General features: G+C 53.5%; 17 protein-coding genes. 10 read left to right on the forward strand and 7 right to left on the reverse strand.

Annotated features, from left to right (window positions below; translation table 11 throughout):
* Window position 1: 1 nt before the first annotated feature.
* Window positions 2-379, forward strand: coding sequence for a DOPA 4,5-dioxygenase family protein (locus AC07R0_RS09420; RefSeq protein ID WP_495104594.1), 378 nt, complete (start codon window positions 2-4; stop codon window positions 377-379).
* A gap of 2 nt (window positions 380-381) precedes the next feature.
* Window positions 382-987, forward strand: coding sequence for a DUF2242 domain-containing protein (locus AC07R0_RS09425; RefSeq protein ID WP_495104595.1), 606 nt, complete (start codon window positions 382-384; stop codon window positions 985-987).
* 7 nt (window positions 988-994) lie between these two features.
* Here the strand turns inward: AC07R0_RS09425 and AC07R0_RS09430 are convergent, their stop codons facing one another.
* On the reverse strand, window positions 995-1,363 hold the full coding sequence (locus tag AC07R0_RS09430) for a thioredoxin family protein (RefSeq protein ID WP_495104596.1): 369 nt from the start codon (window positions 1,361-1,363) through the stop codon (window positions 995-997).
* A 39-nt stretch (window positions 1,364-1,402) separates the two neighbouring features.
* Window positions 1,403-2,308, reverse strand: a complete 906-nt coding sequence (locus AC07R0_RS09435) for a LysR family transcriptional regulator (RefSeq protein WP_495104597.1) — start codon at window positions 2,306-2,308, stop codon at window positions 1,403-1,405.
* Between the two features lie 80 nt (window positions 2,309-2,388).
* Between AC07R0_RS09435 and AC07R0_RS09440 the strand changes: the two genes are divergently transcribed.
* Together AC07R0_RS09440 and AC07R0_RS09445 are read left to right on the forward strand one after the other, a co-directional pair.
* Window positions 2,389-2,730, forward strand: a complete 342-nt coding sequence (locus AC07R0_RS09440) for a protocatechuate 4,5-dioxygenase subunit alpha (protein WP_495104598.1) — start codon at window positions 2,389-2,391, stop codon at window positions 2,728-2,730.
* Between the two features lie 2 nt (window positions 2,731-2,732).
* Window positions 2,733-3,599, forward strand: a complete 867-nt coding sequence (locus tag AC07R0_RS09445; protein ID WP_495104599.1) for a class III extradiol dioxygenase family protein — start codon at window positions 2,733-2,735, stop codon at window positions 3,597-3,599.
* 52 nt (window positions 3,600-3,651) lie between these two features.
* Here the strand turns inward: AC07R0_RS09445 and rpoD are convergent, their stop codons facing one another.
* Entirely contained in the window at window positions 3,652-6,000 is a 2,349-nt protein-coding gene (rpoD, locus tag AC07R0_RS09450) for an RNA polymerase sigma factor RpoD (RefSeq protein ID WP_495096736.1), read from the reverse strand.
* A 254-nt stretch (window positions 6,001-6,254) separates the two neighbouring features.
* The gene (dnaG, locus tag AC07R0_RS09455; protein ID WP_495104600.1) at window positions 6,255-8,132 is read right to left on the reverse strand and encodes a DNA primase; all 1,878 of its coding nucleotides are present in this window, start codon (window positions 8,130-8,132) and stop codon (window positions 6,255-6,257) included.
* A gap of 502 nt (window positions 8,133-8,634) precedes the next feature.
* On the opposite strand from dnaG, the gene AC07R0_RS09460 reads away from it, so the two are divergent.
* Window positions 8,635-9,366 (forward strand): alpha/beta fold hydrolase, encoded by a 732-nt coding sequence (locus AC07R0_RS09460; RefSeq protein ID WP_495096734.1) that lies wholly within the window; start codon window positions 8,635-8,637, stop codon window positions 9,364-9,366.
* A 77-nt stretch (window positions 9,367-9,443) separates the two neighbouring features.
* Here the strand turns inward: AC07R0_RS09460 and icmH are convergent, their stop codons facing one another.
* From icmH to tssJ, 3 genes are read right to left on the reverse strand one after another with little or no spacing between them, the layout of a single operon-like run.
* Window positions 9,444-10,229, reverse strand: a complete 786-nt coding sequence (gene icmH, locus AC07R0_RS09465) for a type IVB secretion system protein IcmH/DotU (RefSeq protein ID WP_495104601.1) — start codon at window positions 10,227-10,229, stop codon at window positions 9,444-9,446.
* A complete protein-coding gene (gene tssK, locus AC07R0_RS09470; protein WP_495104602.1) occupies window positions 10,226-11,572 on the reverse strand; it encodes a type VI secretion system baseplate subunit TssK in 1,347 nt (448 codons plus the stop codon). The genes icmH and tssK overlap by 4 nt, the downstream gene beginning before the upstream one ends.
* Window positions 11,573-11,609: 37 nt before the next feature.
* Window positions 11,610-12,275, reverse strand: a complete 666-nt coding sequence (gene tssJ, locus AC07R0_RS09475; protein WP_495104603.1) for a type VI secretion system lipoprotein TssJ — start codon at window positions 12,273-12,275, stop codon at window positions 11,610-11,612.
* 257 nt (window positions 12,276-12,532) lie between these two features.
* On the opposite strand from tssJ, the gene AC07R0_RS09480 reads away from it, so the two are divergent.
* The 5 genes from AC07R0_RS09480 (at window position 12,533) to tssE (ending at window position 16,302) form a co-directional block, all read left to right on the forward strand.
* Window positions 12,533-13,147: a tetratricopeptide repeat protein gene (locus tag AC07R0_RS09480; protein ID WP_495104604.1), complete on the forward strand. Its 615-nt coding sequence runs from the start codon at window positions 12,533-12,535 to the stop codon at window positions 13,145-13,147.
* A gap of 71 nt (window positions 13,148-13,218) precedes the next feature.
* Window positions 13,219-13,719, forward strand: coding sequence for a type VI secretion system contractile sheath small subunit (gene tssB, locus AC07R0_RS09485; protein WP_495096729.1), 501 nt, complete (start codon window positions 13,219-13,221; stop codon window positions 13,717-13,719).
* Window positions 13,720-13,730: 11 nt separating this feature from the next.
* Window positions 13,731-15,218 (forward strand): type VI secretion system contractile sheath large subunit, encoded by a 1,488-nt coding sequence (gene tssC, locus AC07R0_RS09490; protein WP_495104605.1) that lies wholly within the window; start codon window positions 13,731-13,733, stop codon window positions 15,216-15,218.
* Window positions 15,219-15,253: 35 nt separating this feature from the next.
* Window positions 15,254-15,745 (forward strand): Hcp family type VI secretion system effector, encoded by a 492-nt coding sequence (locus AC07R0_RS09495; RefSeq protein WP_495096727.1) that lies wholly within the window; start codon window positions 15,254-15,256, stop codon window positions 15,743-15,745.
* Window positions 15,746-15,810: 65 nt separating this feature from the next.
* Window positions 15,811-16,302, forward strand: coding sequence for a type VI secretion system baseplate subunit TssE (tssE, locus tag AC07R0_RS09500; protein WP_495096726.1), 492 nt, complete (start codon window positions 15,811-15,813; stop codon window positions 16,300-16,302).
* Window position 16,303: the final 1 nt, after the last annotated feature.

The raw sequence follows: 16,303 nt of genomic DNA on the forward strand, positions 1-16,303 counted from the left end.
CATGGCTGAAGTCGATACGCCGCGCATTCGGGGCTTTCACGCCCACGTGTATTTCGACGCCAGCACGCTGGAGCAGGCCCGCGCCCTGTGCCTTGAGGTTGCCAGCAAGTTCAAGTTAGCGATGGGGCGGGTGCATGAGCAGCCTGTAGGGCCGCACCCTGACTGGAGCTGCCAACTCGCATTTGCTCCCTCGGTATTTGCCGAGTTGATCCCTTGGCTGGCGTTGCATCGGCGCGGCTTGGTGGTGTTCATCCACCCCATCACCGGTAATGATCTTATTGACCATCGGGACTATGCGATGTGGATGGGCGCAGTTCGGCCGCTGAACTTGTCGGTACTTTCAGGCTCGGACACTACCTATGAGCTTCCTGAAGATTAACGATGCCGACTTCTAAGCATTGGGTTCTATGGCTGCTGGCAGCTGGTGGTTTGGGTGCCTTGGCAGGATGCTCGCTCCCCATGCGGTCCATTCCACAGCAAGAAAACTTCAACTCCAAAGGGCAGTTTTCTCGTATGTTTGATGCCTCGCCTGCGCAAACTTGTGAAGCCGCTCGGAGGGCTTTGCTGAGCCAGGGCTACATCATCTCAGCCGCGAGCAAGGAACTGATTCAAGGGCAAAAAAGCTTCCAGCCTGAAAACGAAATACATGTACAGGTGGATATTCGCGTGGTGTGTGTCTCGGAAAGCAAAAACGGCCGCATCAGCCTGGGTTTTGTGAGCGCGCTGCAAGACCGTTACGCATTGAAAAAGACCAACGCCTCCGCCAGTCTGGGGGTGGGTGCACTAGGGTCGTTTTCGCTGCCACTAAGCTCAAGTAGCGACGCCATGGTCAAAGTCAGCAGTGAAACTATCGCTTCTGAAACGTTCTACGATAGCTTTTTTTCATTGGTGCAGCATTATCTGGTGCAAGACCAGGAAGACGATGATGACGACGAGCCCGCTGTCAAGCCTGCAACAAAACCACCCAAAGCGGGTGTAGAACACTGAGTCTGGGTTAGGTCAACACGCGCAAACGCTGCGCTAGCGCGGTCACTGCGGATTTCGCTGGGGCTGGAGATGGAGGCGCCTCCAGTTGCGCCTGGATCAGGCGGTGTAAGGTTTCGACCTGTGGCGTGATACTGCCAAAGAAGCGCACCTGCTGGTCGACCAGAACCAGCAGGGTGGGGAAGTTGTCTACCTCAATCGGGTCTACCAGATCGGCCTGGTCTTCTATATCAATCCACACAAATTCGGCGCCGGGAAAGCTGGCCTTCATCTGCTCAAACCGGGTCTGGTATTCGCGGCAGCTGCCGCACCAATCAGCACACAGGCAAGCCACCCATAACGAAGAGTTGCTTACTATGGATTTGATAGCTTGTGACATAGATTCTGATTGCGCTAGCGGGTGATTTTAGGTCGAAGTTTATGGCTGCAATACTTCTATGGCGATGGCTTCCAGGGACTGGCGCAGCCAGCGTTGTACCGGGTCATGCTGGTGCCGCAAATGCCACAGCATATACATGGGCAAATTGGGGCAGGGTAGTGGTAGCGAGCAACTGTTGAAGTCGTGCAGCATAGCCCGGCCCAGTAGCCCTGGCATGGTGGCTAGCCAGGGGCTGCCCTGCAGAAAGGCGGCAATTCCGGCAAAGCCAGGCACGGTGACCGCCATGCGGCGTTGTATGCCCTGTGTTTGCAGCCAATGGTCTATGTCTAGTGTGCGGCGCGGCTGGTACAGCACGCTCACATGCTCGCTGGCCAGGTAGTCAGCCAGCGTGTTCGGTGCGGCACGCGCGGTCGCGTCATAAAACACCCGGTAGGGCGTTTCAAACAAGCGTTTTTGTACGATGTCCGTGGCATCGGGAGGTCGGGGGGACAGTACCAATTGGCAGCTGCCATCGCGCAGCATTTCCGCGCTGGGTACGCCCGAGGGAACGGTGTGCAAACTCACCATGGGTGCTTGCTGGCGCAGTTTGCGCAGCAACGGGGGGAGCAGCAGATCGCGCTGCATATCGTTGGCCGCGATGGTGAAGCGGACTTGCAGGGCAGCAGGGTCAAATTGCTCGGCGGTGGCGAGCCTTTGCATATCTTCCAGCAATAGGCGAGCTGGCTGGGCCAGAGCTTCGGCCCGTGCGGTGGGGACGATGCCACGCCCCGACTTCACGAACAGCGGGTCGCCCGTAATGCCGCGCAGCTTGTCGAGCAAATGGCTGACGGCCGATTGCGTCACGCCTAGGCGTTGTGCGGCACGGGTGACCGAGCCTTCTTCCAGTACCGCCAGCAGCAGTTGCAGCAATTGGCCATCCAAGTGTGAGTAATCGAATTTGCTCATGGGTTTGATCTTAATTATCGACTTTATTGAATGTGTGGCGGCGGGAATACTTCCCATCACCCACTTCACAGGAGACAACCATGGTCCACGTCGATATACCCGGCACCACCTTGTTTGATAGCGTCCAGGCCCGCAAGGGTTACGCACTGAACAAGATGTGCTTTTCGTTCAACACCGCCGAAGCCCGCGCAACATTTCAGCAGGACGAAGAGGCTTATATGCGGGCTTTTGGCTTGAATGCCGAGCAGGCCGAGGCGATTCGCCGGCGCAATGTGCTGGCGCTGATAGAGGCTGGGGGCAATGCCTACTACCTGGCCAAATTTGCGGGCATCTTTGGCCTGGATATGCAGGACATAGGTGCACAGCAAACTGGTTTGAGCAAAGAGGCCTTCAAGGCCCGTTTGCTGGCAGCGGGAGCTTAACCATGGCACATATCGTTGGCGCTATCACCACCTCCCACGTACCGGCCATCGGCCGTGCGATTGCCAAGGATCTGCAAAACGATCCTTACTGGAAACCATTCTTTGACGGTTTTCCACCCGTACGCCAGTGGCTCAATGAAGTCAAACCCGACGTGGCCGTGGTCATCTACAACGACCATGGTCTGAACTTCTTTCTGGACAAAATGCCAACCTTCGCAGTGGGTGCGGCACCCACATACCGTAATGCGGATGAGGGCTGGGGCCTGGCTGATATGGCACCGTTCCAGGGCAACCAGGATCTGTCGTGGCATTTAATCAACAGCCTGGTGAGCGACGAGTTCGATATCACCAGCTGCCAGGAGATGCTGATAGACCATGCTTTTTGCTTGCCCATGGCACTGCTGTGGCCGGATGCAGATGCCCAGGGCTGTTGGCCCGTCACCACCGTGCCGGTGTGTTTGAACACGGTGCAGTTCCCGCTGCCTACCGCCGCGCGCTGTTACAAGCTGGGCGAAGCCATAGGACGGGCCGTGGCGTCCTGGGACAGCGACGCCCGGGTGATCATCATCGGCACCGGTGGCCTGAGCCATCAACTCGACGGCCAGCGTGCTGGCTTCATCAACAAGGCATTTGATTTGCAGTTCATGCAGAGCCTGGTCAGCGATCCGGCCTGGGCGACCCGCTTCAGCATCCATGAGTTAGTCGAGAAGGTGGGCACCCAAGGTATTGAGCTGCTGATGTGGCTGGCCACGCGGGCCGCTTTGCCTGGACAGGCGCGGTTGCTGCATTCGAACTACCACATTCCCATCTCCAACACTGCCGCCGGTTTGATGTTGATGGAGTCCATCACTCAAGCTGTGCGCACATAAAAAAAGCCCCTGCCAGCGTGAACCGGCAGGGGCTTTTCTATGGGTAGTGCTCTTACAGCGTGTCGATGAAGCTGCGCAGCTTGTCCGAGCGGCTGGGGTGCTTGAGCTTGCGCAGTGCCTTGGCTTCTATTTGGCGGATGCGCTCGCGGGTCACGTCGAACTGTTTGCCGACTTCTTCCAGCGTGTGGTCGGTGCTCATTTCGATACCGAAGCGCATGCGCAGCACCTTGGCTTCGCGTGGCGTCAGACTGTCCAGAATGTCCTTCACCACATCGCGCAGGCCGGCTTGCATGGCAGCTTCGATAGGCGCGGTGTTGGCACCGTCTTCGATGAAGTCGCCCAAATGGCTGTCGTCGTCGTCGCCGATCGGCGTTTCCATGGAGATCGGTTCTTTGGCGATCTTCATGATCTTGCGGATCTTGTCTTCCGGGATCTCCATCTTTTCAGCCAGGATGGATGCATCGGGCTCGAAACCAAACTCTTGCAAGTGTTGGCGGCTGATGCGGTTCATTTTGTTGATGGTTTCGATCATGTGCACCGGAATACGGATGGTGCGTGCTTGGTCAGCGATCGAACGCGTAATGGCCTGGCGAATCCACCAGGTGGCGTAGGTCGAGAACTTGTAGCCGCGGCGGTACTCGAACTTGTCCACCGCCTTCATCAGGCCGATATTGCCTTCCTGGATCAAATCCAGGAACTGCAGGCCGCGGTTGGTGTACTTCTTGGCGATGGAAATCACCAGGCGCAAATTGGCCTCGATCATTTCCTTCTTGGCATCGCGCGAGGCGGCTTCGCCTTCGTTCATGCGCTTGTTGATGCCTTTCAGTTCGTCCAGCGGAACCACGACACGGGCTTGTAGGTCGGTCAGCTTTTGCTGGATATCCTGCACGGGCGGAATGTTGCGGCCCATGATCGCACTCCAGGGCTTGCCTGCAGCGGTTTGCTTTTCGATCCACTTCAGGTCCAGCAGGTGCGATGGCACTTTGTTGCCCATCTTGTCGCGGCCGCTGAAGTCGGCGATGAAGTTTTCTTGCGGATAGCCGCATTTGTCTACCAGGATGCGACGCAGCTCGCGTTCTTTCTTGCGCACGTCGTCCACCTGGCTGCGCAGCAGATCGCACAGCTTTTCAATCGTCTTGGCGGTAAAGCGGATGGTCATCAGCTCTTCGCTCAAAGCGGCCTGGGCCTTGACGTAGTGCGGCGTGCCGTAGCCTTCCTTGTCGTAGATCTTGTGGACCTTCTCGAACAACTCGCGCAGGCGGTCGAAGCGGGTCAGGGCTTCGTTTTTCAGCTCTTCCAACTTCTTGGTCAGTGCCTTGGAGCCGCCCTTGCCGTCGTCATCATCGGCTGCGTCGAATTCGTCGAAGTCTTCTTCGGCCACGTAATCGTCGGCTTCGTTCGGGTTGGAGAAGCCGTCCACGATGGTGGAGATGACAACCTTACCTTCGCGGATCTGTTCGCCCAAGGCAAACACTTCGGCCAAGGTGGCGGGGCTTGCGCTGATGGCTTCCATCATGCGCATCAGACCACCTTCGATGCGTTTGGCGATTTCAATTTCGCCCTCGCGGGTCAGCAGCTCTACCGTGCCCATTTCGCGCATGTACATGCGTACCGGGTCGGTGGTGCGGCCGAATTCGCTGTCCACCGTGCTCAGGGCTGCTTCCGCTTCTTCTTCGGCTTCTTCCTCGGTCGCCGCAGTCGGTGCGGTGTTGTTCAGCAGCAGGGTTTCGGCGTCGGGCGTTTGCTCGTACACCGCTACGCCCATGTCGTTCAACATGTTGACCACGACTTCCAGCGTTTCCGCATCGACCAGCTTGTCGGGCAAGTGGTCGGAAATTTCGCCGTGCGTCAAATAGCCGCGGGTCTTACCCAGCTTGATCAGGGCCTTCAGGCGCATGCGGCGCTTGGCCATGTCTTCTTCGGACAGGACGGTTTCGTCCAGGCCGAATTCCTTCATCAGCGCGCGTTCTTTCGCCTTGCTGATCTTCATGCGCAGTGGCTTGATCTTCTCACCGGTGGGGCTAAGTTGAACCGGCGCTTCTTCCACCGGGTCTTCTTCGATTTCGATCAGATCGTCCAGATTGATTTCCGTCGAAATGGAGCCCTTGGGCTTGGGGCCGCGCTTGGCACCGGTCGGCTTGGGCTTGGCCGCTGCCGCGGTAGTGCTGGCGGTCGCTGCAGGAAGGGTTACGACCTTGGGGGGGCGGCCAGGTTTTTTCTTGGCTGCGGAGTCTTCAGCGGCTGCTACTACTTTTACGGCAGGGGTCTTCGATGCGGGCACGGATTTCACTTTCAAGGCGGACTTGGCCACGACCTCGGGTGCGGCTTTTGCCGTACTTTTGGTTTTTGCTGCGGGTGCTGCAGCGGATTTGACGGGCTTCTCGGACTTTTGAGCGGGCATGGGCAGAAACCTCAGGACAACAGCAAACAAACGAAATAAACCCGGAAACCGCAGGTTACCGGCGCGGGCGCGTGGGAGAGAGAGTTTCTCGTTGGCAAGATGTCTGGGCGATCATTTGGCATGCAGTCCTTGCGGAGGAGCCGGCGCGCGCTGTGGCGCCGATTGGCGATGTCCGGAGGTGCTGCTGTCGCTCTTGCCGAGCAGTTAGCCTTAGATTATAGCCTGCTGGCTTAAATTCAAGTGCTAATTGCGGTTTATGTCACTTTGGTGGCCATAAGCTCCAGGCGGCGCCGATTGATGGCCCGATAGCGCTCCAGAGCCTCGGGATCAGAGGCTGCGGCGGCAAGAGCTTCCGTTTCCTGTTGTTTGAGCTGGTCGATCAGCATCAGGTTCAACAAGGCCTTCAATTCGTTCAAGGCCTCGCGCCCAGGCGTGGCGCCGGGGTCTATGGGCTCGGGCGGAGGGCTGGTCTCCAGCCCAGACATGAGCTTCAGCGCCAGGCTTTCGAATGCTTCTTCACGTAGGCTCTCTCGTAGATTGCCCCAGGTTTGGGGCCCGTGCTCGTGTTGCTGTATCTCTAGCCACACAAATAGCGCGCCGTGGGGCTGGGGCAGGTCGCAGAGCAGCGCATGTTCCTCGTGGGAAAGATCATTCCAGGCCGAGCTATTGGCTAGTAGCAGCCGGGCCGCATGGTCGGAACGACTCGCGGGTTGGCGACGGCCTTGGCGATCCGATCCAACAGGGGGTGGTTTGGGCTCGTAGCGCCGGCCGGGTGTATATGGAGTGCTACTTTTTTTGTAGCTCTTAACTTCGGTGCGGGTGCTGCTGATGGCTTTGCCTTGCCATACATCATTGAGTTCGCTGCTGTTGAGCTGTACCAGATCGGCAATTTCTGCCAGCAGTTGGCGTTTGAGTGCGCCCTCAGGCAGTTGTCCCCACAGCGGCTTGGCATTGCTGGCCAAATGGGCTCGCCCCTCAGCGGTATGCAGTTCGCAGCCCTCACGGACCGAGTCGATCAGGAAGCGGCTCAGCGGAATGGCCTCGGCGATATAGCGGGCAAATGCATCCTGGCCAAAGCTTCGGATGTAGCTGTCTGGGTCGTGCTCTGGCGGCAGGAATAGAAATTTACAGCTGCGTACATCGGTCGCCATGGGAAGTGCGCCGTCCAGCGCCTTGCGCGCAGCGCGTCTGCCAGCGGCATCTCCATCGAAGCTGAAAACGACTGAATCGGTAAATCGGAACAGCTTTTGCAAATGGTCGCTGGTGCAGGCTGTACCCAGTGTGGCGACCGCATTGGGAAAACCCAACTGGGCCAAGGCCACGACGTCCATATAGCCTTCTGTAACAAGGGCATACCCGGCGTCGCGCAGGGCATTGCGCGCTTCAAACAAGCCATACAGCTCGCGCCCCTTGCTGAATACCGGGGTTTCGGGCGAATTCAGGTACTTGGGCTTGTCGTCGCCCAGCACCCGGCCGCCAAAGCCGATGCATTCGCCCTTGACATTGCGGATGGGAAACATGACCCGGTCCCGGAAGCGGTCGTAGCGCTTGTCTTCTCCATCTTCTCCGGTAATGACCAGTCCACTCTCCACTAGCAGCGGGTCGTCGTAGTGCGGGAATACGCTGGCCAGGCTGCGCCAGCCCTCCGGGGCGTAACCCAGGTCGAATTGCTTGGCAATTTCTCCGGACAAGCCTCGGCCCTTGAAGTAGGCAATGGCCCGGGACGATTCTTTCAAGTGCTTTTTATAGGCCAGGCATGCTTTTTCCAGCACGTCTGTCAGCGTGGCCTGTTTTTGCTTTTGTTCCGCCGCACGGGCCCGGTCTTGCGGCGATGCCTCGTCTTCCGGCACTTGCATGCCGTATTGCTGGGCCAGGTCTTGCACGGCCTCGACAAAAGTCATGCCCACGTGGTCCATCAGGAACCGAACGGCATCACCATTTTTACCGCAGCCAAAGCAGTGGTAGAACTGCTTGGTGGGACTGACGGAAAAAGACGGCGACTTCTCGGAATGAAAAGGGCATAAGCCCATGAAGTTGGCGCCCCCCTTTTTGAGTTGCACGTAGCGGCCCACGATTTCGACGACATCGGCGCGGGCAATCAGTTCCTGGATGAAGGTATGGGGGATAGTCACCCCACTATTGTCCATGCAGCGGGGCGATGTCGGTGTCAAGGCCGGTTTTTTGCTTTTGGGGTGGCGGTGAAATGCCCTGGCTTTACCGCCTTCCGCACTTATTCAAGTTGCCACGCCTATCTGATAATCTATAAATGCGGCGAGGCAGCACCATGCCACTATCGTCTCCTTGGTAAATTCATGACTTTTATGGCGTCTTCCTTGATTTTCCAAAATGGTTAGAGCTTTTTCCCTCCAGTTGGACGACAAAAGCAAGCTTGAGGCACAGCCGTCTTTGAATGCATTGCCTCCTAGTCGGCGCACCACGGTGGTGCGATCGGCGGTCGGCCGCTTGGCGCCGGTTTTGCAGCCGCGAACTCGCTACACCGTCGGGGCACCTGTCGCACAGCATCCCGAGCAAGCCTCACAGCAAGCCGAACCCCAATTGGAGCGTCTTCGTGTAGATCCATCCTTGCGCTCCCAGGCATTACCAGCCCCTTTGCTGGCATACACGCCCATGGGCATGCGCTCATTCATCAGTGCAGGCGAGGGCGGGCCTACCGTCGTTTTCGAATCTGGCCTGGGTGACGGCAAGGAGATTTGGGGCAATATTTTTAATGAAGTCAGCGCTGTCGCCCGAGTGTTTGCCTATGACCGGGCCGGCTATGGCGGCAGTGACCCATCCAACTTGCAACGTGACGGCCACCAGGTGGTGCAAGAGTTGCGGGCATTGCTGCAGGCGGAGGAAATCAAGCCGCCTTATATTCTTGTGGGGCATTCTTTGGGTGGCACATTTGTCAAATTGTTCGCCCGCATGCATCCTGGTGACGTGGCAGGAGTGGTGTTAGTCGATGCCCGTCATTCTGAATTCGACAAACGCTGTAGGCAGCAGGGCGTGCACCGCTTGCTCTACCAGCCTCCACAGCTCCTGTTTGCGCTTTCTTCACGAGCGACCCGCGCGGAGCTGGCGGCGTCCGCCTTGACCATGCGGCAAGCGCGCCGGGCAGGGCCTTTCCCCCCTATTCCTTTGATTGTTCTTTCGCAAGGCAAGGCCACATCGAACTGGCCCGAGCGCTTGGGCAAGGTTTGGAACGCCAGCCAGCGCAACCTGGCCAAGATGTCTAAGCTTGGTCGCATGCGGGTATGCGAAGACAGCGGGCATAACATCCACCAAGATCGACCGGAGATGGTTACGACCGCAATTTTGAGCGTACTGTCTGCTGCGCGCTACGCCCAGGCCAAGGCTAAGCGTTGATGCTATTTATTTGTAGCTGCCAGCGCAGGTGTTTACTGCGTCAGCGGCTATATTTGTTTATGCTGGACGATGAAACCTCAGGGGAGGGTAATCGTGAGGTTGGCTGGGCGTGGGGCCAAGCGCACGATGTCGTTGTAGCCGTTGATGCCATCCTGTGTGGAGCGTTGCAGCATCCAGCTTAAAACACCGTAGGCGGACAAAGCCATCAAGGCAAATATGGCGCCTATCACCCATACCGGAACGTCATTGCGAAGCCGATTGGCAATAGCGTCAGGGCGAGCCCAATGGGGGGCGAAACCGGCGCTTTTTCCCTTTATGTGACTGATTTCGTCTCCCAGGCGAGCCGTAATGTAGTTCAGCTTTTCCAGCCCCTCAATGACGTATTTGCCCTGAAAGCCCATCAGCAAGCACATATGAAATACTTCTAATGCATGAATGTGCGCGGCACCCTTGGCTCGCATGGCTTCCAGCTGGTTGAAAAAGTTTTCACCTGCCAGCTGATCGCCAAACAACGCCAACTGCAGAGGCCGGCGTTCCCATGCATCGCGGATGGCAAATTGCGAGCGCAAAACGATTTCATCCACGCAAGCGCAAAAAGCATATTTAGCTGCGTGTACATCTTCGGCGGAGACATTCAGTTTCTTGGCTCCTTGCTCCACGACGGTTAAAAATTTCTGCATTCTTGCCAGCAGTGTCTCGCTATCCTGCGGTGCACTGCCACCTTTGAGCAAGAAGAGTGCGTAGAAGCCGTCGTACATCAAATCCAATAGGGAGTTTGCGTGCACAGGGGCTTCGCTAGCAAAGAATGGGCTAGAGGATGGCGCTGCAGATGCACCTAGCAGGGAGGGAGCGGATGAGGTCATGCGGTTACTGCCAAAAGTTCAAGCTTGAGTCCACGAATACCTGCGGGTACGTAAATGCAGATGGACTGGGCCTGCAACATACGCTCATACATGGCCCCTTTGGGGTCGATTGCAAAATAATAAGTATCAGGTCGCACCGGTACGGCAGCTGGTACCTGGGGTGAGTACACCAGTTTCACACCTGGCATGGCCGCCAGCACAAACTTCTCCACATCATCTGGCGCTCCGGTCTTGAAGCGAAGCGGCACGATGTCAATTAGTTCAACCGCGGGTATGTCGGCGCCGACCGCCAGGTACAAGGCCGTCTTGTCGTCGATTTTTCCGGAATCCAGCATGCCATGGTGGTAAGACGGCTTGGCCTCTGACAGTGCGATTGCAAAATAGCGCGATGAAATAACGGTGTCCAGCAGCTCTCGGATGATGCCATCCAGCTTGGCAAAACCGGGGCCCGGATCCTGGTGTACATAGGGTGGCAGATCGCTCAGCGCGTAGTTTTTGGAGAAGGTCATTAACGAGCCTGTAAGAGCCAACAGCTGCTCGTAGAGTCGCTCGGGGTGCAACAGAGGATTGTTTTGGTAATGGCTCAATGCAGCATAGGCCGTGCTGGCAGTGTGTAGAAGCCAAAAAGACGATATGTCTCCAGAGCGGAATTCAACTACGTTCTTACTGGGTTCCCTGTGGTGTCCATATAGCGCGCTGACTTTGGCTTGTAACGCATCCATTAGGCGCCGTAGCCTGAGTACCAAGTGCGGCGCGCTGCCAACAGATAGGCTGGGTGGGATGAAATGCGGGTCCAATTCAAAGCCGCCTTGGCTGGAACGGCGTAATCGAGCGATAGGCAGGCAGACCATGGCGTCACGTGGTTCCAGTTCGGAAATAAGTCGCACCGACTTTTTGAGGTAAACCACTTCGGCTTTGGCCGCATCCGTGAAAAGGTCGGGTGTCTCATGATTGGCCTGGGTGTAGCGGGACGACTGTTGACCATTCGCATTTGCCACAAAGTTGCCGCCAAAACTTTTGAGCGCTGGCAGTGCCGCATAGTAGGTAATGGTTTGCAGCGTGGGTGGCAGATCTGTCAAAGCAACGGCTTCTGGTAAATCGTCACCGTCAGGCGCGCGGTAAATTTCGCCGTCCTGAAAAATAACGGACAGGTCCAACAACCGAAAAGAGTTATTGGCCAAAGCATCCCGGTCAATTTTGAGTTGCTGGACACCCCAGGCATAAGGGTGAAGCGCTGTAGCGGTCTGGTGCAGACGACTTTCGTGGTAGCTATCTTGGCGCTGGAAATGCTGTGGACGCAGGAACAAGCCCTCGCCCCACAAAACCTTGTCAGATTGATTCACAGTATGGATCTCTTTTATATATTCGTTTTTAGTAAAACTATTGTGGACACCGTACTGGCGCCAGCATGGGATTTTTGCTTTGTGTGTCGGTCGAAGTAGTGCCAACCCCCACGGTCAGAACGCAAGCATGCAATCCTAGAACGATGCCGGATTTTTCTGCCTGTGCCGCGGGGAAATCAACCCTCCAGCGTGATGGGACTGGGTTTCTAAATAATGCAACAACGCCAATATATCCGGCTTCATAGCTGACTTTTTCAATTGCCTCGTAACGTTGGCCTGGTATTAGTGTAATTTCTCGAACTTCCAATAAATCAGCACCTAGTGCTTCTTTTTCCTTTTGAGAATTCAAGAAAACGTCATAAGGGGCTTGAGAGAATGCAGTGTTTTGTTTGAGTTTGTAAATCTTTGCAATAACCGCAAGTGGGCGTCCGGATGCATCCAGGTTCAAAGTGTCGCTGGCGTGCAGTTTAATCGGTACATTGCGAGGCACCTTTAAGGCATCCGGCACCTCAGGAGCATCCGGCTTTTTAAGGCCTGTGGCCTCGAGTGCGGAATTAGCTACTGCCCCCAAAACCGAGACGGCAGATGTCGCCGAGCATCCTGCGATCCCCAAAAAAGAAAAAACCATCAGGATCTGATAAAAGAATTTTTTCCACAATTTTGATGAAGAAAATGATGTTTGTCGAAAGTCAGATTCGCGCACTTGTATTGATCCAATGCTAAGAGTGATGTGTGCTTTTTATCGGTTAAACAAAGCAAATTATGCCGTCCAAGTGCGTCTTTGCTTGCAGTTCTAGAGGCTCTAACTGCGCTTCATTGATCAACTGAAAGCTTCTGAAGGTTTCTGAAAACGAAGCTGCAAGATGGAAGACCCGAAAATTTCGCACGCAACCTGCGCTAACATAGACAGATTCGCATTTTCAACAATGAAAACATTGTTTTGTACTAGGAGCATTAAGCGTGCATATTCGTAAATTGAATTCTGTTTATTTTTTGTTGCTGGCATCTCTTTTGGGCGGGTGTGCCGCGCCAGTTAAAACTCCCGAGCCTGTCAAGGTGACCCTGGAGTCTGCAGTAACAGATGCAAATGCTGCTCAGGCAGCAGGGCAAACGGATCAGGCATTAAGTCTATTTAAAGATGCTGCCAATAAATTTCCTGCTGATAAAACACCATGGTTACGCATGGCACAGATTAAATTTGATAGTGGAATCTATGGCGAAGCCATCATAAATGCTTTGGAGGCATTGCAGCGAGATCCTTCAGATAAGATTGCCAATAGTATTGTGACCGTGAGCGGTTTACGTCTCGCAACAAAATCTCTCGCCGATTTGCGTACCCAAAATGCGCTGTCTGGTACCGTCAAAAATGAAGCTCAAGACCTTGCCAAGTTGCTTCGTGAAAATCTTGGTGAAACTGTTTTGGTGCCTCCTCCCGCAGCTACGGCTCCCCGGCCACGTGCATCGGCCCCCCTTGCGGTGAAGCCGGTGGCGGCAAGTTCCAAGCCTACCAGCGCTTCGGCCAAGGTCGACACTCCAGACTCGGGGAAATCTAATCCATTTGGTGGATTAAAGTAGTTCGGTTGCCTGCTGCAAGAGATACATTGCTCCCCGCAGCATTTTAAATTTTTGTTACCTGTGGAGTGAACATGGCTAAAAGTGAAAGCATTCAAAAGAAACTTCAAAAAGTGCGTCCGCCACGGGTGCAAATGACTTATGACGTCGAAATTGGTGATGCTATTGAAAAGAAAGAACTGGCATTTGTGACCGGTGTTGTTGGTGATTTTAGTGGTAACTCTGAAATTGCCATGGCCAAGTTAAAGGATCGCAAATTTATTAACATTGACCCGGACAACTTTGATGAGGTTATGAAGGGGCTGGAGCCGCGAGCTGCATATCGCGTAAAAAATGAATTGAGCGAGAAAGGCGGTGAATTTTCTGTGGATCTGAAATTTAAATCCATGGAAGATTTTCGTCCAGAAGCGGTGGTGAGGCAGGTGGAACCCCTCCAAAAACTATTAGAGGCGCGTACAAAACTGGCTGATTTGCGTAATAAATTGGCTGGCAGTGAGAAGCTTGAAGATATTCTCAATGATGTGCTTAACAATACGGAAAAGCTGGCGGAACTAAGTCAAAAAACTACCAAGTAATCGGGGTAATTATGTCTGAACAAAAAAATACAGCAGAGGCTGCCGTTGAAGTGCAGACTGAGCTTGGTTTGTTGGATCAAATCGTTGAGCAAAGTAAGGTTGCCAAGTCAAGTGCCGAGCACACCCGGGCAAAAGATATTATTTCTGAGCTGGTAAATCAGGTCATGGACGGCACTGTGGTGGTGTCAGAGAACTTGATGGCGACCTTGGATGCACGTGTTGCCGAAATTGATCGACTTATTTCTAATCAAGTAAGTGCGATCATGCATGCAGCCGAATTCCAAAAGTTGGAAAGTAGCTGGACCGGGCTGCATTACTTGGTAAAAAACACGTCAACTGGTCAAAATTTAAAAATAAAAGTTTTAAATGCCACCAAAAAAGAATTGATCAAAGATTTCAATTCAGCTTTGGAGTTTGATCAAAGTACGATGTTCAAAAAGGTGTACGAGGAAGAGTTTGGCACTTTTGGTGGAGCTCCATTTGGGAGTCTGATTGGTGATTTCGAAATTACGCGACAACCAGAAGACATGTATTTTATTGAGCAAATGTCGCGTATAGCAGCGGCCGCTCATGCTCCATTTATTTCCGCTGCGTCACCTGAATTGTTCGGACTGGAAACATACAGCGATTTAGGTAAGCCACGTGATTTGGCAAAAATATTCGACACAGTTGAGTATGCAAAATGGAAATCCTTTCGTGAATCAGAAGACTCACGTTATGTGGGCTTAACCTTGCCGAGGTTTCTGGGACGACTGCCATTTAATCCCAGAGATGGATTAACTGTGGAAGGTTTTAATTTTGTAGAAGATGTAGATGGAACAGACCACGAAAAATATTTGTGGTGTAACGCAGCATATGCTTTCGGAACGAAACTGACCAAAGCCTTTGAAGACTTCGGTTGGTGTGCCGCAATACGTGGCGTTGAGGGTGGTGGTTTGGTTGAGGATTTGCCAACCCACACTTTTAAAACTGATGAAGGTGAAGTCGCTTTAAAGTGTCCGACCGAAATTGCAATTACGGATCGACGCGAAAAAGAACTGAGTGATCTTGGTTTCATATCGCTTGTGCATTGCAAAAATACCGATTACGCGGCTTTTTTTGGTGCGCAATCTACGCAAAAGGCAAAAAGCTACAACACGGAATCAGCCAACGCCAACGCGGTTTTGTCTTCTCAGTTGCAATATATTTTTGCGGTATCTCGTATTGCCCATTACATGAAATCCATGATGCGCGACAAGATTGGCAGTTTTGCTGCAGCATCCAATGTGGAGGATTTCTTGAATCGTTGGATTGCGCAGTATGTGCTGCTGGATGACAACGCTAGCCAAGAGGCAAAAGCGCAATTCCCCTTACGGGAGGCGTCTGTGCAGGTTTCTGAAGTGCCAGGCCGGCCGGGTGTTTACCGTGCAGTATCTTTTTTACGCCCGCACTTTCAGCTGGATGAATTGTCAGTATCTCTCCGCTTGGTGGCTGAATTGCCTCAGTCCTCCAAGTCTTAACCGTTGTTTTATACAACATAACCGAAAGGTAAATTATGGCAATTGACGTATATTTGCAGATTGATGGCATTAAGGGTGAATCTACCGATGATTCACACAAAGATTGGATTGAGTGTCAATCCGTTGATTTTGGTGTTTTGCAGCCAAAATCCGCGACGGCATCTACAGGCGGCGGGCACACTGCCGAACGCTGTGAACATAAAGATATCGTTTTCACAAAACTTGCTGATTTGTCAACACCCTTGCTGTTGCAAAATAGCTCGTCTGGCAAAACGATTGCCAAGGCAAAATTTGAATTTTTGCGCGCTGATGGCAAAGGTGAGCGCGTCAAATACTTCGAAATTGAAATTGAAAACCTGATTATCAGCAGCGTTTCCTCTTCTGTCGCTGAAGGTAGTATTTTGACGGATGTGGTTTCCTTGAAATACTCGTTGGTTAAATGGAAGTACACGCAGCAGAAGATTGGCGGCGGCGCTGGTGGTAATACCTCTGGCGGCTGGGATCTGTCTAAAAACAAGGTTGCCTAAGATCTTGTCACTTGAAATAACCACTGACTTTCGTTGGTGGTTATTTCATTTGGATATAAATATATATGAAAGGATTTTCTTCAGGATTGTTTGAGAAATTACTTGGCGATGGTGCGCGATCTTCATCGCAGAGCCTCGTACGGTTGTTGTCGCTAGAAGAATTGAAGGATGAGGTAGCCCGTGACCTTGAGTCCCTTTTAAACACACGTGCTGTTTTTACGTTGGACAATTTAAAAAAATATCCCGAATGTTCGACCTCGATCATCAACTATGGTTTGCATGATTTTGCAGGTATGAGTTTGGCCAGTACGGATGACAGAGCCACTATTTGCCGCAATCTAGAGCAATCGATTGCTCGTCACGAACCTCGATTAAGAAGTGTGCGGGCTTCTCTGGAGGTTCAGGACGGCAAGATCAATAGATTGAGCTTTTCCATTTCAGCGCTTTTGGTTGTGAGTACAACCCAGGAGCCAGTTAGTTTTGATGCCGTATTGCAACCATCGTCTTTGCAATATTCAATTAAAAAATCCCGGTATACGGCACGGATCGGAATTTAAG

This window comes from Rhodoferax sp. GW821-FHT07F03 (assembly GCF_059418745.1).

Coding starts and splice junctions, on each gene's coding strand:
- tssE (WP_495096726.1), top strand. CDS start 15,811: ATGAAAGGATTTTCTTCAGGATTGTTTGAGAAATTACTTGGCGATGGT.
- AC07R0_RS09430 (WP_495104596.1), bottom strand. CDS start 1,363: ATGTCACAAGCTATCAAATCCATAGTAAGCAACTCTTCGTTATGGGTG.
- AC07R0_RS09425 (WP_495104595.1), top strand. CDS start 382: ATGCCGACTTCTAAGCATTGGGTTCTATGGCTGCTGGCAGCTGGTGGT.
- icmH (WP_495104601.1), bottom strand. CDS start 10,229: ATGACCTCATCCGCTCCCTCCCTGCTAGGTGCATCTGCAGCGCCATCC.
- tssB (WP_495096729.1), top strand. CDS start 13,219: ATGGCTAAAAGTGAAAGCATTCAAAAGAAACTTCAAAAAGTGCGTCCG.
- tssC (WP_495104605.1), top strand. CDS start 13,731: ATGTCTGAACAAAAAAATACAGCAGAGGCTGCCGTTGAAGTGCAGACT.
- AC07R0_RS09435 (WP_495104597.1), bottom strand. CDS start 2,308: ATGAGCAAATTCGATTACTCACACTTGGATGGCCAATTGCTGCAACTG.
- AC07R0_RS09460 (WP_495096734.1), top strand. CDS start 8,635: ATGCGCTCATTCATCAGTGCAGGCGAGGGCGGGCCTACCGTCGTTTTC.
- AC07R0_RS09440 (WP_495104598.1), top strand. CDS start 2,389: ATGGTCCACGTCGATATACCCGGCACCACCTTGTTTGATAGCGTCCAG.
- AC07R0_RS09495 (WP_495096727.1), top strand. CDS start 15,254: ATGGCAATTGACGTATATTTGCAGATTGATGGCATTAAGGGTGAATCT.
- AC07R0_RS09420 (WP_495104594.1), top strand. CDS start 2: ATGGCTGAAGTCGATACGCCGCGCATTCGGGGCTTTCACGCCCACGTG.
- AC07R0_RS09445 (WP_495104599.1), top strand. CDS start 2,733: ATGGCACATATCGTTGGCGCTATCACCACCTCCCACGTACCGGCCATC.
- rpoD (WP_495096736.1), bottom strand. CDS start 6,000: ATGCCCGCTCAAAAGTCCGAGAAGCCCGTCAAATCCGCTGCAGCACCC.